Here is a 19,523-nt window from a genome sequence, read left to right as displayed (position 1 = left end):
TACCGATGAAGGTGGTGCCGAATTGTCCGATCAGCCCGCGGTCGAGAAGACCTGGCTGGATCCGCCGAAGACGATCCGCGAAGAGCCCGCCGGCGCCCGGCAGTCCTCGCCCGACGGCCTGCCCAGCCCGCTGGACGAGCGGTTCTCCGTGGTCGAGCCGCGCGGCGCGGGAGGTCAGGCCGTCGGTTACGTCGTCCGCGGCGACGACGACCGGCAATACTTCCTCAAGATCTACCAGGGCACGCCGAAGTCCATCGAGAAGGTGTGGAGCGCGCTGCGCCGCGCGACCGGACACCACATCGTCGTCCCCTTCGAGACCGGCGTCCTGGACGACGGCACGGCCTACGAGCTGTCCGAGTTCGTCGAGGGCGGCAACCTCGGCGAACTGCTCCAGCGCGACGGCCCTCTCACCATCGACCGGATCACGGAGGTGGTGCGGCAGCTCACCGAGGCGCTGAAGGAGGTCCACGAACTCGGTATCCGGCATCGTGACGTCAGCCCGCAGAACATCCTCGTACGCCGGCTCGACCCGCTGGACACGGCGATCACCGACTTCGGGATCAGCCGCCGCGGCGACGGCGACGAGGCCCTGTTCACCAGCGTCTTCGGCGGCCGGCCGCACTACCTCGCTCCGGAGGCACCTGAGGCGATCTCTCCGGACGGCGACTGGTGGTCACTCGGCATGGTGATCGCCGAGCTGTTCCTGGGCACACGGCTGCTGCGCGTGGACGCCGCACGGGCCCGCTGGCACGTGCGGACGCAGCCGATCGACCTGAGCGAGATCTCCGACGCGGGCATCCGCCTGCTTTGCGGCGGCCTGCTGATCCGCAATCCCGACGACCGCTGGGGCGCCGAGCAGGTGCGCGCGTGGCTGGACGGCGTTCCGCCCGTGCTACCTGGCGAACCCGAGCCGCTTCGCACTCCGGTGCGGACGATCGGCTTCGGCGGCGTCGACCACGCCGATCCGGCGTCCCTGGCCGCCTCGCTCTCGCGTAACTGGGAGGCGGGGGTGTCCTGGGCCCGGGCGAACGTCGACACGCTCGGCGACTGGCTCAGGCAGTTTCCGGAGCTCGAAGCCCACCCGCCGGGCCGCGCGGCCACGTTGGCCGACGTCCGCGACGGCACCGCCCCGCGCGACGTTCGCCACCTACGACTGATCCGCTGGTTGAACCCGTTCGGCAAGCCGTACTACAGGGGCGTATGGGTCGCCACCGCGGGTCTCAGGCAGCTGGCCGCGCAGGCCGCCGGCAGCGATCCGGGGATCGCCCGCAACGTCGTCGAGGACCTTTGGCACCATCGACTGTTGCACGAGCTGGACGCCGCCCCCGGCGGCTCCGGGCTCGGCGAGACCGATGACCGGTGGCGGGCGCATGAGGCGCGCTGGCGGGCCCTCGAGACCCGGCTGGGGAGCGACCGCGGCGCCGCCCGGGCCTTCGCCGCCCTCGCCTCGGAGACCGTACGGGCCGAACTCCTCGTCCTGGCCTGCGCCGGCCGCGGATACCACGACGACCTGCGCGCCCAGGCGCACGCGGCCGCTCGTGAGCTCGCGGGGCGGCAGGCCCCGGTGCCGTGGTTCGACGAGTTGCCCTCATCGGGCGGCGACGTCGGAATGCTGGCCGCTCTCCTGCTCAAGGCAGCCGCCCTCAGAGACGCCGACGAACTCCTGGGCCGGTGGCGGGAGTACGCGGCCGAGCGCCGGATCAACGCGTGGGCGGAGTGGTTCGACCGCAACCAGCGTCCGACGGCGCTCGCGTGGGCCGCGCTGGCCGTGCTGGTCACGGCGATCGTCGCGATCGTCGCCATGACGATCGCCGACTACCTGAACGTCTCGCCCGCCGCCATCGCCGCGGGCTGGGTGGCCTCCGCCCTCGCCGTGCTGGTGATCGCCGCGACCGAGGTGCCGCTGGCGGCGTGGATCGGCGTCGAGTACCACCCGGAGCACTCGCTCGCCTACGACCTGGTCGCGGTCGGTTCCTTCCTGGCGCATCCGCTGCGCGGGAACCGCTGGATCGCCCTGGCCGGCATCTCGGGAGCGCTGACCGCGCTGGCGGCGGGCATGGCGTTCGCGCCACCGGTCCTCCCCGTCGCCGCGACGGGCGCCCACCTGTGGCGGCTGCGCACGCGGGCCGCCCGCTGGCGGGCCGCGTCCCGGCCGGAATCCGCCGTCGAAGGGCGGACGAGATGAGCTCGGCCAAGGGCGGGTACTTCGCGATCAACCACCTCGCCGTCACCTCCACCGGGACGGTCGGCCAGGGAGCCACCACCCTCGGCGGGCACGCGGCACTGGGCGGCCACGCCGCGCTGGGCGGGCACGCCGCGGCGGCTCTCGGCACTCATGCCCTGTCCGCCGCCGTCACCGCCGCGAGCGTGCTCGGCGCGGCGGTCGGCGCGGTCCTGCTGGCCAACGCCGCCGCCACCGCCGCCGACGCGGCGGTCAACGGGGTGATCGAGCTCAAGGCACGGCTGGACGAGGACCGCGAGCGGCTGGTCGAGGAAAGCGAGGCCGCCGGCCTCTGGCAGCGCATGGCCACGGAGGTCGTACGGCGCAACGCGCGCCTCGAGACACTGCGGGAGATGGTCCCGCCGGACCGGCCGGACCTGCCCGTCCCCCCGCCAGCCGATCTCACCGGGGCGAGCCTGGACCGGCTCATCGCGTGGTGCGAGCGGACCGACGCCCAGATCGAGCGGCTCACCGCGCAGGTCCACCGGGAACGGCAGGACGACGCGATGCGGCGGATCCGCGAACTGCACCCGCCCAAGGTGGTGACGGCCGTCGCCGACCTGGAGGCGGCGGCCCGGAACGGCGCGGAGGAGTCGTCCGCCAGAACGGAGACGGTGCGCGAAGGCGTGCCCTCCGAGCGTCCGGGCCACGAGGAGCGGCTTGTCGCGGCTCTCGCCCGGCTCCGCCCGGAGGCGACCCGCCGCGAGCGCGAGCGGATCCTCAACGCGGTGGCCGAGTCCCGATCCTGCGCTCCGGGGATGGCGAGCACGTGGGTGCTCGAAGTGGAGGAACAGGTCCGCAGCGCCAACCGCGGCGTGCTGGACGCGCAGCGGGCGCAGGAGTTGCTCCTGTCCATCGAGGGCGGATTCGGCCCCGACACGCCCGACGGCGAGACGGCCGAGGTGTGCACGGCGCTGCGTCAGGTCGTGGCGCGCAGACGGGCCCTCGACGATCTCCCGGAGCCCCGGCTGCGGAAGGCCCGGGAGGCCGCGCAGCGGCACGCACAGCGCCGCTACCTGCTCGACCTGGTCCGTACGGCGCTGACCGCGATGGAGTTCGAGGTGGACGCGACGGTCCCGGCGCGGGACGGGGCGATCCGCGCCCGGCACCCCGACTGGACCGATCACTGGGTGCGGCTGTCCGTCGACGACGACCTCGCCTGCACCGCGAACCTCGAATCCGCGGACCCCGCGCGAGAGGCCGATCCCTCGCTGCAGCGGTGGCACGTCACCGACTGGAGGGAGCGCTGCATGGACCTGGAGCGGCTCATCGCCGACGGCGGCGCGGACCTGGCGTTGATCCCGGTCGACGAGCCCGCCGAACCGTCCGCCACACCGGACTCCACGGGGAACGGCGGCCGGCGGCGTCCGAAGACTCAGAACACCCCGCCCGCCGAGAGACAGAGGCCGCTGCCATGACCGCCCCCGACGATCCGGCCGCCTGGCCCTCGTTCGCCCGCGAGCTGTCCGGCACGCTGGCGGTGCACTCCCACTACGTCCTGACCGGCAACGTACGGGACCGTTTTCTGATCCACCGCTCGGCCCTCACCTCGGAGGCGAAGCCGGAGCCGCTGCTCGCCACCTTGGTCGAGACGCTGTGGGAGGCGCTGAAGCCGGACGGTTACGCGTGTCTCGTCGTCTACGACCCGGTGCAGGGCTACACCGTCCATCCTCCGCACGACCGTGAGGCGGAGGCCGCAGCCGACAAGATCCTCGGCTCCGCCGAGCGAGCGCCGTTCACGCCGATCGCCAAGGACGACGGTGAGCGGGACGTCCGGCTGGGGCGGCTGGCGACCGCGATCGCGAACCTGACCCTTCCGAGCGCCGGGCGCGCCGCGTTCGTCGTCGAGGACGCGGCGCGGCTGGTGCAGAACCCCGCCCAGCTCGCCGAGTCCGAGCGCGACTTCTTCCGCTTCTGCGCCAAGCAGGCGCGGATCGCGGGGCCCGGCAGCGGGCCGTCGGGATCGCGGCCCGGGCTGTTCAATCCGGTGATCTGGGTGAGTGAGAGCGACGGCGACCTGCCGAGGTGGCTGACGTCGGGCAGCGAGAAGGTGCGCACCATCCCGATCCCCCTCCCCGACCTCGGCGAGCGTAAGACCGTCGCGCACCTGACGACCTCCTTCTTCCCCGTGGACGGGGCACCGGACGAGGAGGCGACGGCGACGATGGCCGACCGGTTCGCCGAGGCGGCCGACGGGATGACCCTCCAGGCGATGCTCGAGGTGCGGCGGCTGGCCGAGGACCAGGACATCGCGTTCGCCGACCTCCCCGACGCGGTCCAGGTGTACCGGCTCGGGATCAGGGACAACCCGTGGCGCAAAGGTCACATTCACGAGCAGGTCAGGAAGGCCCAGACGCTGATCCCGGCACGTGTCCTCGGCCAGTCCAAGGCGGTGAGCAAGACCCTGGACATCCTCAAGACGGCCGCGCTGGGCCTGTCGGGCTCCCAGGCCACCTCCTCCGCGTCCGGCCCCCGCGGCGTGCTCCTGCTCGCCGGGCCCACCGGGACGGGGAAGACCGAACTCGCGAAGGCCGTGTCCGCGGCGCTCTTCGGGGAGAACTCCCAGCCCCTCCGGTTCGACATGAGCGAGTTCTCCGCCGAGCACTCGGCCGACCGGCTCATCGGGGCCCCTCCGGGATTCGTCGGCCACGACGCCGGCGGCGAGCTGACCGGCGCCGTTCGCGCCAACCCGTTCCAGGTGGTGCTGTTCGACGAACTGGAGAAGGCCCATCCGAAGATCCTCGACAAGTTCCTGCAGATCCTCGAGGACGGGAGGCTCACCGACGGACGTGGCGAGACCACCTACTTCACCGAGACGGTCCTGATCTTCACCTCGAACCTCGGGATGCTGAGACCGGACCCGGAGGACCGTCAGGGGGAACGAAGGATCCCCGCCGTCTTCCCCGACGATCCTCCCGAGACCGTGGAAGAGACCGTCAGGGACGGCATCCGCGATCACTTCGTACGGGAGATCGGCCGACCTGAACTGCTCAACCGGTTCGGCGACAACATCGTCGTCTTCGGCTTCATCGACCCGCCCACCGCCGCGCGGATCTTCGAGCTGAAGCTGCGGAGCGTCCTCGACAGAGTGGCCCGCGAGCACGGCGTGGATCTCCGCGTGCCCGAGGAGATCCGGGCGGACCTCCGCGAGCGCTGCACCGAGGACCGGGCCAACGGCGGACGCGGCATCCAGAACGCCATCGTCAGCATCTTCGTCCATCCCCTCGCCGCGGCGCTGTTCGACCTCCCAGAACTGCGGGCCGGGAGCACGCTCACCGTCAGCGCGTTCCGCGCGGACCCCGCCGGAGCACGGCTGGAGCTGCGATGAGCAAGCGCTGCGTCCCGTACGGGCACGTCAACGACGACGGCGCGCCTCGATGCACCCAGTGCATGTCGCCCGAGTTCGCACCGATCGCCGACGAACCCCCGCCGTCCGACCCGACCGTGGAGACGGCCGCCGGCCCGGCTCGGGCACCGGGGCCGTCCGTCGCCGAGAGCGGGCCGGTGCCCGGCGCTCGGAGCGCCGAGGACGCCTCTCTCGAGCCGGGATCGGCGCCGGCGCTGATCCTGAGGTTCGAGGACGGCTGGGCCGTCGAGGTGGGCGCCGGCAGGTCGGGCTGGGCCGGGACCCGCTGTGGTCGCCGTACGCCGAGAAGCTGGCCGGCCACCTCAACATCTCCCGCAAGCACGCGACCGTCGGCGTACGGGCGAACGGCCACGCGTGGATACGCGACCACGAGTCGACCAACCACACCTACCGCAACGACGTCGCGGTCAGGAAGGACGTGCCGGCCCCGCTGCACGACGGAGACCGGATCCGGCTCGCCTCGACACTGACCGCCGACGTCTCGATCCCCGGCAAGGCGGGCGACGATGACCGAACCTGAGAGACGTTCCAGTGACGCCGACGGCGCCACGGCCGATCCCGACGAACTCATCGCGGTGGCCACGGAGTGCAAGCGCCGGTTCCGGGAGGCGGGCGACGCCGACGCGCTGCGCCGTGGCGCCGAGGCCCTGATGGAGGCTCGCGCCGTCCTGTCCCCCGACGACCCGAGGTGGGCGTCCGTCACCGCCGACCTCGGCGGACTGCTCTGCGTCCGCTACCTGACGGTCGGCGGCTCGGACGCCGACCGCGATTTCGCCATCACGGTGCTGACCGAGGTGACCCAGGCCGTGGGCGTGGACGAGCGGACGCTCGCGGTCGCGCACGCGGCTCTCGGCATGCTGAGCATGCTGGGGATCTACCGGGTGAGCGCGCCGGCGACCCGATCCGGCGCGGAGATGACCCGCGACCTGCCGGCGTTCGCCGACCTTCCCTCCGACGACGCCGCTGCCGACCTCGCCCGTGCCCGGTCCCACCTGCGGAGCCTCCACGAGATGGAGGAGACGCTGCCCGACGAGCTGAGCGGCGGCCCCTTGGCGCTGCTCGACGTGCTCGGCATGTTCACCGAAACGCTCCAGGAGCGTCCCGGCACCGTCGACCTTCCCTCGATGGCCGACCTGATCGAACGTGCGCTCGCCGCCATGCCGCCTTCATCTCCCGGCCACGCCGAACTCGCGGCCATCATCGAGTGGATCCGCTGCACCCAGCGGCTGACCGCGGGCGAGCCCGCCGCGGCGCTGGCCGCCGAGATCGAAGAGGCGATCGGGTCGCTCGGGGAAGGGCACCCGCTCAGGCCGCTGCTCCTGACCGAGTTCGCCGCGGAGCTGGCACGCGTTCGCGAGCTCCACCGGTACGACGCGGACGGCATCACGCTCGAGGGCGAGCTCCTGGGCAGGGCGTGGAACGAGATACGTGCCTTCCGGGGGCACCCGCTCTGGAACGAGACGCTACGCCGTCATGCCGAGACGTCCGCGCTGAACGGGATGGTCTCGGGAAACCACGCCCTGCTCGAAGGCGCCCGGGAACTCTACGAACAGATGGTGGACAAGGACGCCGGTGATCCGGACCTGGCCTCCACCGACCATCTCGGGGCGGGGATGGCCGGTCTCATGAACGCCGTCTTCCAGGGCCGGTCCGACGACTACGACAGAGCCGTCAAGGAGCTGGCGCGGGCTGCCGGGCGGCTCGACCAAGACCATCAGCTGTGGCCGGTCGCGCTCAGCATGCTCGGCGCGTCGCTGGGCGAGGACTGGCTGAGCCGGGGCGGCCTGGAGAACGCCGAGGCGTCCGCGTTCTACCTGCGACTGGTCCGCGACAGGATCCGGCCAGGCGGGGACCCGGTCAACGCGGACCTCCTGGGCCTCCGGGGGCTGAGTACCGTCATGCGGCTGCTCCAGGGGGACACCGAACCTCGAGAGCTGGATCAGATCATCGACGAACTGACCGCGGTGTTGGACGGACTGCCCGAACGTCACCTGCTCAGACCGTACCTACTGAACGGGCTGTGCGTCGCGCGGCTGACGCGCGCGATCAGCGGCGACAGGTTCGACGTCGAGGAGGTCCGCGCGGCCGCCGAGATGCTGGCCGAGGCGGCCGACATGGTCGAGACGTCCGGAATCGAGACGATGGCTTCCGTCCGGCCGATGATGACCCTCCTCGGAGGCCTTGGCCTTCTGCTGAGCGCCATGATCAGCGATGACGACCCACAGCTCCTCGCCCAGGGCAGGGCCAGGCTTGCGGCCGCCGCCGAGGCCGCGAAGGAGGTCACCGCCGTCGAGGACGCGCGGATCGGGTACGGGGTGGGCGGTGTTCATCTCGACCTCTATCAGATGTACGGCGAGCCGGCCGACCTGGAGACGGCGATACGGCACCTCACCGCCGCGAACACGGCGATCGGCGACGAATCCCGCCACGCCTACTCCGGGCGGGTGCTCTCCCGGCTCGCCGAGGCGCTGCGCGCGCGTGACGCGGACGGTGATCGCCGCGGAGCGATCGACGCGGGACTACGGGCGCTGCGCGCCTTCGAGGAGGACGTCATCCTGCAGACAGGGCCGGAGCACGGTCTCACGGCGGCGCGTCAGGCGGCGGACTTCGCCCATCGGGTGGCGCGCTGGTGCCTCGACGACGGTGACCTGCCGGACGCGGTGGCGGCCCTCGAACGCGGTCGCGGCCTCGTCCTCGGCGTCGCCACCGCGGCGGCCGACGTCCCCGACACGCTCGACTCGCTCGGCGAGCACGACCTGGCCATGGAGTGGCGGCGCACCGGCGGCACGCAGAACGTCGCCTGGACCTTCCCGGCGGAGGAGGACGACCACCGGCGCGGCCTGGTCGATCAGCTGTTGTCCAGCATGGCGGACGCCCCGATCCCGAGCGACCTCCGGTACCGCGTGCTCACCGCGCTGGCAGGGGAAGGCCGCCGGTTGCTGCCGGATCCCGAGCCGGCGGCGATCGGGGACGCCGTCCGGCGGGCCGGCCTGGACGCCCTCGTGTACCTCGTGCCCGGGGCCGACCGCGCCGTCGACCGGATCCTCGTTCTCCGGGACGGCGTCGTCACGGACGTGCCGGTCCCGCCGGAGACCGGCGCGTGGCCTCCGGACGACCTGCCCGGCCAGTGCCGGTGGGCCTGGTCGGCCGTCATGGGTGCCCTGCTGTCCCACTCCGCGTGTCCGGGTCACGATCCGCGCCTGGCGATCGTGCCTCTCGGCACGCTCGGCACCATCCCCTGGCACGCGGCCGACTCCTGGACGCCCTCCGGTACGCGGCCGCCCACGGACGCCCAACGGCCGCGATACGCCTGCGAGTTCGCGACGCTGTCCTACATCGCCTCGGGCCGCGAACTGATCGAGATCTGCCGCCGTACGCCGCGCCCGCCGACGGCGGATCCCGTCCTGGTGGCCGACCCGACGCTCGACCTGTTCTGGGCCGACAAGGAGATCACCGCCCTGCGCGAGGCGTTCTACCCGCTCGCGTGCGTCTACGGCCCGGCGCAGCCGGACAGCGCCGGAGACGGGCTTCCGGAGGAGGTCCTGGCCCACCTGCCGTCCAGGGACCGGCTCGGCGCGTCGCTGGTGCACCTGGCCGTGCACTCGCGCACCGGCACGACCCCGACGACCTCGTTCCTGCAACTGGCCTCTCCTCGGCTGCGCACCGCCGGGGCCCGGGGAGAGGTCCCCTACGAAGAACTGTCCGTCGCCGACGTGCTGCGGCAGGCCGCGGCCGGCCGCCGGACGCCCCGGGCGCGCTGGTCGTGCTCTCCGCGTGCGAGAGCGACGCGACCGAGCAGGACCATGACGAGGCTCTCACCCTCGCCACGGCCTTCCTGAGCGCGGGCACCGCCACGGTGATCGCCACCCGGTGGAAGGTCGGTGACCTGCGGACGGCCGCCCTGACGTTCATGTTCCACCTCTATCTGCGGCGCCTCCACCCGCGCCCCGCCGATGCCCTGCGCGCCGCCCAGTGCTGGATGCTCGACCCCGGACGCGAGTTTCCGGCGGAGATGCCCACGTGGCTGCGCGAAGACCTCGCCGACCAGGAGCTGAGGCTCGACGACCCGTCGGCCTGGGCGGCCTTCACCCATCAAGGGCTGTGACATGCAATCCGACCTCATCATCCTCGCGCTCAGTGAGTACTGGGCGGACGTCTGCCGGATCGTGGGTGTCACTCGCGCGGCCGAACTCCGGGATCTGGCCGATCGGATGGCCGAGGCCCCTTCGGCGTTCGACGTACGGGTACTCCGGCGCGACCTGATCGACCGTCTCATCCAATGGCTGCCGGTCGAACACCCGGTACGGCAGGCGATCCGGACACACGGCGACCGGGCGGCGGGCACGACGACCCTGGACTGGGATACCGCGTTCGAACGGCTCCGCGCGGCGCTCCATCCGGCGGTCAGATCCGCGGCGGACGCCAGGACCGCCCTGCTGGCCGAGCCCGGACACACCCCGGAGGAGCTCCGGTCCGAAGGAGGCGACCCCGAGGTTCCCGGGCTCATCCGGCTTCCGGACCCGCTGCGCGGCACGGTCCTACCGGCGTTCCAGTTCTCCTCTCGGTGGGCGCCGCACGACGTCGTACTGACCGTCAACCGGCTCCTGAGCGCCGACGCCGATCCCTGGGGCGTCGCCGACTGGTGGCTCCGCGACAACGCGTGGCTCGACGGGCGGCCCGCGCTGCTGATAGGGGACGTCGACGACGACGACCTGATCGCCGCCGCGCAGGCCGTCATGGAGGATGACTGAGATGCCGGACGAGGGACTTCCCGACTTCTACGTCGGCCCCCCGCACGCCGAACTCCTGCCGCCGCGGACGGTGCTCTGGAGGGTCCACCGCAGGAAGAGGTCACCTCTGGAGTTCAAGCCGTACGACGCGAGGTTCGCCCACGGCCGCTTCGACGGATCCGAGGACGATCCCTATCCGACGATGTACGCGGCCTTCCAGCAGTCGACCGCCATCACAGAGGTCCTCCTGCGGAGCGTGCCCTTCGAACGCCGGGAGCATCGCATCCTGCCGTTCGCGGCGGTCCGGGACCGCGACCTGTCCGCCCTCGTGGTCACAAAGGAGCTCCGGATGATCACGTTGACCAGCACGCGCGCGCTGGCAGCCGTCTGCCAGGACGAATGGCTCATCCACTGCGAGCACCGCGCCTTCCGGCGAACCCGGAACTGGGCGGGCTGGCTGCGGACCGTCGCGCCGGACGCACACGGCATCATCTGGACCACCCGCAGAGACCTCCCGGAACGATCCGCCCTGTTCTTCGGCGACCGTTGCGACGAGAAGGCGTTCGGCGGATCGGGGCTGGCATCCGTACGGCTCGACAACGAGGAGGGGCTTTCGTGGCTGAACGCCACCCTGGATCCGTATCGCGCCTCGGTCGGTCCACCGGACGCCCCCTAGACGGGCGCGAGGCGGGAGCCGGGGTACGGGGACAGGAGCGTCTCGCGCCAGGTGCCGTCGAGGAACTCGCGGGCGCGCTTGCGCCAGGCGAGGAGGCGTTCGTCGGCGTCGATCTCGTCGTCCAGCCCGAGCGCGGCGTCGTACGAGCGCTGCACCGCGAGGTGGGAGTCGAGGTCGGTCGCCCAGACGGTGACGACCTCCGTGTCGCAGAGCAGCACCTCGTACAGGCCGACGGGGCGGTGGCCGTGGTCGGCGAGCAGGGGGACGCGCTCCTCCCGGACCGCCGCCAGGTAGTCGAGGGCCGCGCCGGGTCGGACGCGGGCGCTCTCCAGGACGAAGAACTCCGCTCCCGTCGCGTCGGCGAGCGCGGGGCTGCCGGGCACGGCGCCCAGCGGCCGGGAGAACGCGGTGAAGCGCAGGTCGTCGATGGTGGACAGGAAGAGGTTCTCCTTGACGCCGGTGTAGATCTCCAGCATCTGCCGCCAGCCGCCGTCCCAGCCGCCGTGGCAGTCCCACAGGGTGACGACCTTGAACTGCGGGTGCCCGGTGATGCCGACCGCGTAGAAGGCGCCGACCAGGTCGATGTCGTGGGAGCGGATCGACTCGCCCTTGGTGAGCACGTGCCGCCCGGGCTCGAGCGCCTCGTCCTCCTTCTTGTAGGCGGTGAGCCACTTGAGGTATTCCAGCGGCTTCCGCGAGTTCATCGGGTGGAACTCGACCTCTTCGAGCAGACAGATGCCTCGCCGCACGCACCGCTCCCATCATCGTCACAAGCGCTTGCTTGGGACATTAGAGAACGAACCCCGGACGGGCAACCCCGCCGCCCCGAATCCGCACTGCGTGCGCCCGGACACACGGCGTCAGAGCCTGGAACGTTACGATCACCGCGTGCCGACCGTCGTCCCCCGCCTTCGGAGCCCCCTCCGCGGCCGCCTCATCATCTGCGGTGACACACCGCTCGCCTACCGGCTCGCCGACGAACTGTCGACGCGTTATCTCCAGGACGTCACCGTCATCGTGCCGTCCAAGAGACGCAACCACGGCCCCAAGATCACAGGGCTGCCGCGCGTGCGGGTGCACGAGGCGGCGGAGCTGGACGACGAGACGTTCCGGGCCGTGCACGTCGAGTCGGCGCGCGCCGTCGCCCTCGTCAGCAACAGCGAGGTCGGCAACATCCACGCCGCGCTGCGCGTCCAGGAGCTCAATCCAGACATCCGGCTGGTCATCCGGATGTCGAACACCGGGCTGGGCAACCGCATCCGCACGCTGTTCAACGACTGCGCCGTGCTGTCCGATGGCGCGGTCGCCGCGCCATCGTTCGTGGCCGCCGCCCTCGGCGACCTGCCGCCCAGCCACGTCCGCGTGGCGGGCCGCACCCTCTACGTCGCCCACCGCAGCGACCGCGTCCGCAACCTCATCTGCGGGCTCGCCGACACCCGCCGCCCGGACGGGCTCCCCCGCCTGCTGCCGGTGGACCAGGACCGGGCCAACCTGGTGCTCGCGGTCGCCGACGGCACGTCGCGGACGTCCCTCGCCGGCCCTCCCGTCGACTACCGGCGGGAGACGACGTACGCCCGGACCGTGCGGTTGATCCTCAACCGCCGGCTCCTCCAGGTGGTCGTGGCGCTCCTCGCGCTGATCATCGTGGGCAGTGCCGTGCTCAGCCTCGGAGACGGTCACGGCTTCACCTACTCGCTGTACCTCGTCCTGCTCGACATCGCCGGAGCGGCCAACCCCGATCCGACGCTCAGCGCGCCCGCCAAGGTGACCCAGGTGATCGTCACGCTCGCCAGCCTCGCGCTGGTGCCCGCGATCACCGCCGCGGTCGTCGACGCGCTGGTCCGGGCCCGGCTCGCCGGGCCGCTCGAACGGCTGCGCGATCCGATCACCGGGCACGTCGTGGTGGTCGGCCTCGGCGAGGTCGGCCTCCGGGTGGTCTCACAGCTCCACGACCTCGGCGTCCAGGTGGTCTGCGTCGAGCGGAACGAGGACGCCGTCGGGGTGCCGCTCGCCCGCCGCCTGGGGCTGCCGATCATCTTCGGCGACGCCACCCGGGAGGAGACTCTGCGGACGGCGTGGGTCGGCACCTGCCGTTCCGTCGTCACCGTCACGAGCGACGACATCACCAACCTCGAGGCCGGGCTGAGCTCCCGGGCGCTGCGCGACAACGTGCGGGTGGTGCTCCGGCTGTTCGACGACGACCTGGCGGGTCGCGTCCACCGCAACTTCAAGATCCCGGTGTCGCGCAGCGTGTCCTTCCTCGCCGCCCCGGCCTTCGCCGCGGCCATGATGGAACGTCAGGTCATCGGGACGATCCCGGTCGGCCGCAGCGTGATGCTGATCGCCGACATGCCGATCGGCGCGGGCTCCGAGCTCGACGGACGGCCGCTGCGCGAGGCGAACCTCCCCGGAGAAGCCCGGGTGCTGGCGCTCGGGCGCCGTGGCCGGCCCCGCTTCGACTGGGACCTGCAAGACGGCTACCTGCTGATCCCGGAAGACCGGCTGGTCGTGCTGGCCACCCGGTCCGGCATCGGCCACATCCGCGCCCGGACGACCGGCACATCCGATTCACGCTCGTCCCCGCCGCCGCGCTGACCGTCCGGCCGCGCCGGTCAGCGCGCATCGGTCCGCGGCCTCGTACGACGCCCGGAACCGGCCCGCGGCCTCGTACCCGCCCCCGCACGGGTCGCGGCGGTCAGCGGGCGATGTACTCCTCGCGGCCGTCCGTCCGGCGGGCCGTGACCTGCGAGGATCCGGTCAGGGTCCCGCTGCTCAGCTGGACGCGGTTGGACGCCACCGTGCTCTTGTCACCGGCCCCGCCGATGGGGACGATCAGGTACGGATGGCCGCCGACCAGGCCCGCGAGCACGGACGCCTCTTTCGCCTGGATCGTGCCGCTGGGGAGCCGGAAGGTCCCGTTGAGCCGGGCCAGGATCGCGTACGGGACGCCGTGGGCGACGTAGTAGCCGCCGGCGTCCAGGTCGCCGTCGGACGCGGCCATCGGGATGAGCAGCAGCGGGCGCGCCTTGTCCTGGTAGGCGCTGACCAGCGGGTTCAGCCGTGGGATCAGGTCGGTGTTCAACTTGCTGAGGATGTCCTGGATGGACCGGCGAAGCGCGTCGGACGGCGGCTCGGCCTGCGGGGTGACGCCCGCGAGCAGCAGGTCGACGGGCGTCTGGCGGGTCCGGGTGATCTCCGGCTTCCAGCCCTTGCGCGTCTCGTCCAGGAGCAGGCCGGCGATCCCGCCGAGCGAGGTGCTCTCCCCGTCGAGGGTCACCTGCCCGGGATCGAGCGCCTGGTCCAGCTGCCGGAACTGGGACTTCTCGCGGATCTGCGCCCGGTCGCCCCGAGCGGCTCCCGACGCCATCGCCGTGGCGACCGCGTCGAAGTAGCCCGCCGCCCCCTCGCCGATGTCGAGCGCGGTGGCCCGCTTGGCCTCGTCCGGGAACTCCTTCTGCCACTTCGACCGCCAGTACGCCGCCCCGGCGAGCCACCGGTTCCGCTGCCTGGGATCGCGGTAGGCCGCGACCAGGTCGTTGTAGAGCATGGCGCGGTACAGCCGGGGCGTGACGGCGAGCGGGTACTCCGTGCCGCGCTGCTCGCTGCCCTTCTTCAGGACCTTCCACTTCTGTTCCATGGCGTGGTAGAGCTCGTCCGTCGCGGCGGAGAAGAGGGTCGTGGACAGGCTCTGCTGCGCCATCTCGGCGTCCGACCGGTACGACGGGTCGGCGACGTTCATGACGACGGTCGGGTGCCCGTCCCAGGTGACGTAGGACGAGCCGCTGTGCGGGATGACGATCTTCTTCTTCGACAGATCCGCCGTGCTCAGGTCCGACACGCCGTCCACGCTGATCAGCCGCGCCCGGCCGCCGTCGCCGAGGATGATCCGCCGGTCCTTGAGCACGGTCCCGGGCCAGATCTGCGGAGCCTCCGGCCACACCTTGGCGACGGCCTCCTGCACCTCGACCGCGACGGGTTTCAGGGCCGTCTGGGAGGAGGTCGCACCGCGATGCGGGTGGGAGTCGTCGGAACAGCCGGCGGCGCCGAGCGCCACCATCGCGACGACGCCCACCCAACGGCACCCGGGAGACGGCCGGCGTGTCCGGCCTGGAGGCGAGCTCCTACGGCCTGAACGCCCGGACCCAGAACCGACGAACCCAGTGAACACCGCACAACCCCCGCGACCGATCTCGGACATGGGCCGGGGGGAGGCTTGCCCATCCTGACGCGGGCGATCATTCCCCGTAGATCGGCGGCTTAACGTTGCACGTCGGCAACGCTTTTCAGGCCGTTGAGGAAGGCGACGCTCTGCCGGACGTCGTCGACCGGGCCGCCGCCCGCGGCCGGCTCGGCACCCAGGATCGTGTCCTGCTCGAGGACGTACCAGCCGTCGTACCCGGCCCGGTCGAGCGCCGCCACGATCCCGGCCGTGTCGACGTCGCCCGCGCCGAGCGGACGGTAGAGCCCGTCGCGTACGGCCTCGGTGTAGGTCGACTCCCCCGCGCGTACGCGGTCGGCGGCGTTCGCGTCGACGTCCTTGAGATGCACGTGCGCGATGCGGTCCGCCGCCGCCCGCGACAGTTCGAGGGGATCGGTGCCGCCGATGAGCAGGTGGCCGGTGTCCAGGCAGAGTGGAATCTCCGAGCCGGCCAGGACCCGGTCGACCTCGTCCAGCCGTTCGACGATCGTGCCCACGTGGGGGTGCAGGACCGTACGGCGCCCGCCCTCGGCGGCGTACGCGGCGATCCGGTCGAGGTTGGCCAGCAGCGTCGTCCAGTTCCCGGCGGACAGCGCGGGGCGCTCGTCGTACCCGTCCTGGCCGGTCGCGGCCGCCAGGACGAGCATCCGCGCGTCGCCGAACCCGCGCAGCGCCCGCTCGACCTCCGGCAGCGGGTCGTACGCGGGCTCGTGCAGGACCACGGGCACGAACCCGCCGACCGCCGCCAGCCCGTACGACGCCAGCAGCGCCTCGCGCTCGGCGGGATCGGCCGGCAGGAACCCGTCCGGGCCGAACTCGGTGGCGGCCAGGCCCGTGTCGCGCATCTCGGCCAGCACCCGGTCCGGGGCCATCTGGTGGCCCCACCCCGGCACCTCGCACACGCCCCAGGAAATGGGCGCCCCCGCGATCCTCATCGCCGGACCTCCTCGATCGTCACGGTGCGGCGTTCCCGGCGGGACCGGTCGCACGCTTCGGCCACGTAGAACCCCTCGAGCGCCTCTTCCGGCGGGCACGGGCTGTCGGCCTGGCCCGCGACGACCCGGGCGAAGGCCGCGAGCTCGGCCTCGTACGCCGGCCCGAAGCGCTCCAGGAAGCCCTGGCACGGCACGGCGCCGAGCGCTCCGGCCGCCGATCCGCCGTCGACCGCGGTCAGCGGCGTCTGCTCGCCGAAGCCCGCGGCGAGGCTGTCCTTGGACCCCAGCGCTTCGAAGCGGACGTCGTACCCGGCGCCGTTGTAGCGGGTCTCGGAGATGATGGCGAGGGTGCCGTCGTCGAGAGTGAGGAGCGCGGCGCAGGTGTCCACGTCGCCGCTCTCGGCGAAGTAGTCCTCGCCCTTGTTCGCTCCGGACGCCGTCACCTCGACGACCTGCCGCCCGGTGACGAACCGGACGGCGTCGATGTCATGGACCGCGCAGTCGCGGAAGATTCCGCCAGAGACCCGGACGTAGGCGGCGGGCGGCGGAGCGGGGTCGAGCGTGCAGGACCGTACGGTGTGGAGCCGGCCGAGGCGGCCCGCGGCGATGGAGTCCCGGAGCGCGACGTGCCCGACGTCGAACCGTCGCTGGAAGCCGACGTGGACGGGGGTCCCGGTGGCACGAACCGCCTCAACGACTTGGAACGTTCCATTAATGTCGGGGGCGAGGGGCTTCTCACAGAAGGTCGGCAGGCCCGCCCGCGCGGCACGGGTCACCAGCTCGGCGTGCGCGTCCGTCGCGGCGGCGATCACCAGGCCGTCCAGGCCGGCGTCGAAGAGCGCGTCGACCGAGTCGGCGACGAGCCCCCCGTGCTCCCCGGCGATCCGGTGTGCCCGATCGGCGTCCGGATCGGCCACCACGAAGGATTCGACGGAGGGCAGCGCGCCAAGGGTCTCGGCGTGCCGGGCACCGATGCGGCCTGCTCCGGCGAGCCCGATTCTCATAGAGTCCTCCCGGTGGGCGATGTCGCGTTGGACACTCGCGAAGCCGACGAAGCGGTACGGCGCCCGGACCCTCGAGTGCTACTCAAGAGCCTGGTAGCGCCGTTGGAACGCTCCATTATCGGGACGCGGTTGTCATGACATTAAGAGGTAATACCAACCTCCGCAAGACCCGTCCGTCACGTGACCGGGTCCGCCGTGCCGGGGTGCACGGCGGCGCCGCGGACTCCTACTGGTCGATGACCGCGCGCAGGAACTCCTGCGTACGGGGGTGATCCGGATCGGTGAAGATCTTCTCGGGGGTCCCCTCCTCGACGATCTGCCCCTTGTCGAACACGAGCACCCGGTTGGAGACGTCACGGGCGAAGCGCATCTCGTGGGTGACGCACAGCATCGTGATGTCCGTGGTCTCCGCGATCTGCCGCAGGACGTCGAGCACCTCGCCGACCAGCTCCGGGTCCAGCGCCGAGGTCACCTCGTCGAGCAGCAGCACCTTCGGCTGCATGGCGAGCGCGCGGGCGATGGCGACGCGCTGCTGCTGCCCGCCCGACAGCTCCGACGGATGGGCTTCGGCCTTGTCCGCCAGGCCGACCATCTCCAGCAGCTCACGGGCCCGATCGGCGGCCTCGCGTTTCGGCGTCTTGAGAACGTGCGTCGGCGCCTCGGTCACGTTGCGCAGCACCGACATGTTCGGGAACAGGTTGAACTGCTGGAACACCATGCCGATCTCCGAGCGGAGCCGGCGCAGGTGCTTCTCGTCGGCGGGCACCAGCTTGCCACCGCGCTCCATGTGCGACAGCGAGTCGCCGCCCAGCCAGATGACGCCGTCGTCGACCCGCTCGAGGGTCATGAGCAGGCGCAGGATCGTCGTCTTGCCCGACCCGCTCGGGCCGATGAGCGTGACCCGCTCGCCGGGTTCGACGGCGAAGTTCAGCTCACGCAGGACGACGTTGTCGCCGAACCGCTTCACGACCTTCTCGAAGCGGATGCCGCGCGCGTTGTTCTGCGGCAGCGCGGCCTCGGGGGTGGAGTCAGTTGTTGCCATAGCGCCTCTCCAGGCGTCGGGTGAGGATGGATGCCAGGACGCTGACGAGCACGAAGAGCAGCCCCGCGATCGTGATCGGCTCCAGGTAGCGGAAGTAGTGGGTTCCGACGGCGTACGCCGCGCCCAGCATCTCCGGCACCGTGATCGCCAGCAGCAGGGGCGAGTCCTTGAACATGGCGATCACATAGTTGCCCAGAGTCGGGATGACCTTGCGGATCGCCTGGGGCAGCACGACGGCGAACCACAGACGGTGGCGCGGCAGGTTCAGCGCGGTGGCCGCCTCCCACTGGCCCTGGGGCACGTCGTCGATCCCCGCGCGGTACACCTCGGAGGTGTACGTCGAGTAGTGCAGGCCCAGGCCGATGACGCCGGTGACGAACGCGCTGAACTTCACTCCGGCGCTCGGCAGCACGTAGAAGAGGAAGAACAGCTGCACGAGCAGCGGCGTGCTGCGCACGAACTCCACGATCCACCGGACGATCTGGCCCACGACCGGGCCACCCGAACGCCGCAGCACCGCCCAGACCAGGCCGAGGACCAGCGCGAGCACGTAGGCCAGAAGCGTGGCCTCGACGGTGACGCGCAGCCCTTTCAGCAGGTCGGGCAGGATCTTCCCGGCGAAGTTCCAGTCCCAGATCACCGGACCGCCCCCGTTCCGGTCACGACCGGAACCGCCGCCACGGCCTTCCGTGGCGGCCGGCGGCCGAGCATGCGGGCGGTGCGCCGCTCCAGGTAGCGGACGAGCAGCTGGAGGATCTGCGCCATCACGAAGTACAGCACCAGGACGGCCGCGAACGCCCATGCCGTCTGGCCGGTGGCCGCGCGCAGCTGCTGCGCCCGGAACGTGAGGTCCGTGATCGAGATCAGCGACACCACGGCCGTCGCCTTGAGCAGCTCGATCAGCAGGTTGCCGAACGGCGGCAGCATCAGCGCGACCGCCTGCGGCAGGATGACCCGGCGGACCCGCTGGTACGTCGGCATGTTCAGCGCGACCGTCGCCTCGTACTGCGCGGTGGGCACCGCCCTGATGGCGCCGCGTACGACCTCCGCACCGTACGCGCCGTAGTTCAGGGACAGGGCGATCACGCCCGCGGCCATGGGCTGGAACCGGAACCCGACCAGGGGCAACGCGAAGAACAGCCAGAACATCAGGACGAGTGTGGCCGAGCCGCGGAAGAACTCCACGTACACCCGGGCGATCGCCCTGGCCACCCGGCCGCCCTCGGCACCGATGACCCCGAAGGCCATGGCGAGCACGAGCGCGACCACGGCGCTGTACACGGTGAGCTGGATCGTGATCCAGGCGCCCCTGAGCAGGAGCGGGTAGGCGTGCAGGATCTGCGACACCGG

16 protein-coding genes are annotated in these 19,523 nt (G+C 71.8%); 9 read left to right on the top strand and 7 right to left on the bottom strand.

Going from position 1 to position 19,523, the window contains the following annotated elements; all coding sequences use genetic code 11:
- The first annotated feature begins 22 nt into the window (after window positions 1-22).
- Genes ACYVF7_RS18480 through ACYVF7_RS18445 form a run of 8 tightly spaced genes read left to right on the top strand, consistent with a single transcriptional unit; the run spans window position 23 to window position 10,994 of the window.
- On the top strand, window positions 23-2,185 hold the full coding sequence (locus ACYVF7_RS18480; RefSeq protein ID WP_460341682.1) for a protein kinase domain-containing protein: 2,163 nt from the start codon (window positions 23-25) through the stop codon (window positions 2,183-2,185).
- Window positions 2,182-3,639, top strand: a complete 1,458-nt coding sequence (locus ACYVF7_RS18475; protein WP_460341679.1) for a hypothetical protein — start codon at window positions 2,182-2,184, stop codon at window positions 3,637-3,639. The genes ACYVF7_RS18480 and ACYVF7_RS18475 overlap by 4 nt, the downstream gene beginning before the upstream one ends.
- Window positions 3,636-5,549: an AAA family ATPase gene (locus ACYVF7_RS18470; RefSeq protein WP_460341677.1), complete on the top strand. Its 1,914-nt coding sequence runs from the start codon at window positions 3,636-3,638 to the stop codon at window positions 5,547-5,549. Before ACYVF7_RS18475 ends, ACYVF7_RS18470 begins: the two co-directional genes overlap by 4 nt.
- A 49-nt stretch (window positions 5,550-5,598) precedes the next feature.
- Window positions 5,599-6,108, top strand: coding sequence for an FHA domain-containing protein (locus ACYVF7_RS18465; RefSeq protein ID WP_460341674.1), 510 nt, complete (start codon window positions 5,599-5,601; stop codon window positions 6,106-6,108).
- Window positions 6,095-9,427, top strand: a complete 3,333-nt coding sequence (locus ACYVF7_RS18460; RefSeq protein WP_460341671.1) for a CHAT domain-containing protein — start codon at window positions 6,095-6,097, stop codon at window positions 9,425-9,427. The genes ACYVF7_RS18465 and ACYVF7_RS18460 overlap by 14 nt, the downstream gene beginning before the upstream one ends.
- Window positions 9,352-9,693, top strand: coding sequence for a CHAT domain-containing protein (locus ACYVF7_RS18455; RefSeq protein WP_460341668.1), 342 nt, complete (start codon window positions 9,352-9,354; stop codon window positions 9,691-9,693). The genes ACYVF7_RS18460 and ACYVF7_RS18455 overlap by 76 nt, the downstream gene beginning before the upstream one ends.
- A gap of 1 nt (window position 9,694) precedes the next feature.
- Window positions 9,695-10,339, top strand: coding sequence for a hypothetical protein (locus ACYVF7_RS18450; protein WP_460341665.1), 645 nt, complete (start codon window positions 9,695-9,697; stop codon window positions 10,337-10,339).
- Window position 10,340: 1 nt separating this feature from the next.
- Window positions 10,341-10,994, top strand: a complete 654-nt coding sequence (locus tag ACYVF7_RS18445; protein ID WP_460341662.1) for an RES family NAD+ phosphorylase — start codon at window positions 10,341-10,343, stop codon at window positions 10,992-10,994.
- Here the strand turns inward: ACYVF7_RS18445 and ACYVF7_RS18440 are convergent.
- Window positions 10,991-11,743, bottom strand: a complete 753-nt coding sequence (locus ACYVF7_RS18440) for a hypothetical protein (protein WP_460341659.1) — start codon at window positions 11,741-11,743, stop codon at window positions 10,991-10,993. The two genes, ACYVF7_RS18445 and ACYVF7_RS18440, sit on opposite strands and share 4 nt — an antisense overlap.
- 139 nt (window positions 11,744-11,882) lie before the next feature.
- Between ACYVF7_RS18440 and ACYVF7_RS18435 the strand changes: the two genes are divergently transcribed.
- Window positions 11,883-13,589 carry an NAD-binding protein gene (locus ACYVF7_RS18435; protein ID WP_460341656.1) on the top strand — a complete coding sequence of 569 codons (1,707 nt, stop codon included), beginning with the start codon at window positions 11,883-11,885 and terminating at the stop codon, window positions 13,587-13,589.
- Window positions 13,590-13,689: 100 nt separating this feature from the next.
- On the opposite strand, the gene ACYVF7_RS18430 is transcribed toward ACYVF7_RS18435, so the two are convergent.
- The 6 genes from ACYVF7_RS18430 to ehuC form a co-directional block, all read right to left on the bottom strand.
- Entirely contained in the window at window positions 13,690-15,066 is a 1,377-nt protein-coding gene (locus tag ACYVF7_RS18430; RefSeq protein WP_460341653.1) for a hypothetical protein, read from the bottom strand.
- Between the two features lie 185 nt (window positions 15,067-15,251).
- A complete protein-coding gene (locus tag ACYVF7_RS18425; protein ID WP_460341650.1) occupies window positions 15,252-16,127 on the bottom strand; it encodes a TIM barrel protein in 876 nt (291 codons plus the stop codon).
- Complete coding sequence (locus ACYVF7_RS18420; RefSeq protein ID WP_460341647.1) at window positions 16,124-17,131, bottom strand: Gfo/Idh/MocA family protein; 1,008 nt, start codon at window positions 17,129-17,131, stop codon at window positions 16,124-16,126. The genes ACYVF7_RS18425 and ACYVF7_RS18420 overlap by 4 nt, the downstream gene beginning before the upstream one ends.
- A gap of 226 nt (window positions 17,132-17,357) precedes the next feature.
- A complete protein-coding gene (ehuA, locus tag ACYVF7_RS18415; protein WP_460341644.1) occupies window positions 17,358-18,173 on the bottom strand; it encodes an ectoine/hydroxyectoine ABC transporter ATP-binding protein EhuA in 816 nt (271 codons plus the stop codon).
- Window positions 18,160-18,813 carry an ectoine/hydroxyectoine ABC transporter permease subunit EhuD gene (ehuD, locus tag ACYVF7_RS18410; protein ID WP_460341641.1) on the bottom strand — a complete coding sequence of 218 codons (654 nt, stop codon included), beginning with the start codon at window positions 18,811-18,813 and terminating at the stop codon, window positions 18,160-18,162. The genes ehuA and ehuD overlap by 14 nt, the downstream gene beginning before the upstream one ends.
- Complete coding sequence (gene ehuC / locus ACYVF7_RS18405) at window positions 18,810-19,520, bottom strand: ectoine/hydroxyectoine ABC transporter permease subunit EhuC (protein ID WP_460341638.1); 711 nt, start codon at window positions 19,518-19,520, stop codon at window positions 18,810-18,812. Before ehuC ends, ehuD begins: the two co-directional genes overlap by 4 nt.
- Window positions 19,521-19,523: the final 3 nt, after the last annotated feature.

It is taken from the genome of Actinoallomurus acanthiterrae (assembly GCF_054775715.1).
The sequence above is the reverse complement of the archived record's forward strand: the minus strand, read 5'-3'. Positions and strand labels throughout refer to the sequence as shown.

What these genes read in the sequence shown, in the direction of transcription:
- ACYVF7_RS18425 (WP_460341650.1), bottom strand. Translation starts at nt 16,127, where the DNA reads ATGAGGATCGCGGGGGCGCCCATTTCCTGGGGCGTGTGCGAGGTGCCG.
- ACYVF7_RS18465 (WP_460341674.1), top strand. Translation starts at nt 5,599, where the DNA reads ATGCACCCAGTGCATGTCGCCCGAGTTCGCACCGATCGCCGACGAACC.
- ACYVF7_RS18450 (WP_460341665.1), top strand. Translation starts at nt 9,695, where the DNA reads ATGCAATCCGACCTCATCATCCTCGCGCTCAGTGAGTACTGGGCGGAC.
- ACYVF7_RS18460 (WP_460341671.1), top strand. Translation starts at nt 6,095, where the DNA reads ATGACCGAACCTGAGAGACGTTCCAGTGACGCCGACGGCGCCACGGCC.
- ehuA (WP_460341644.1), bottom strand. Translation starts at nt 18,173, where the DNA reads ATGGCAACAACTGACTCCACCCCCGAGGCCGCGCTGCCGCAGAACAAC.
- ACYVF7_RS18470 (WP_460341677.1), top strand. Translation starts at nt 3,636, where the DNA reads ATGACCGCCCCCGACGATCCGGCCGCCTGGCCCTCGTTCGCCCGCGAG.
- ACYVF7_RS18475 (WP_460341679.1), top strand. Translation starts at nt 2,182, where the DNA reads ATGAGCTCGGCCAAGGGCGGGTACTTCGCGATCAACCACCTCGCCGTC.
- ACYVF7_RS18420 (WP_460341647.1), bottom strand. Translation starts at nt 17,131, where the DNA reads ATGAGAATCGGGCTCGCCGGAGCAGGCCGCATCGGTGCCCGGCACGCC.
- ACYVF7_RS18445 (WP_460341662.1), top strand. Translation starts at nt 10,341, where the DNA reads ATGCCGGACGAGGGACTTCCCGACTTCTACGTCGGCCCCCCGCACGCC.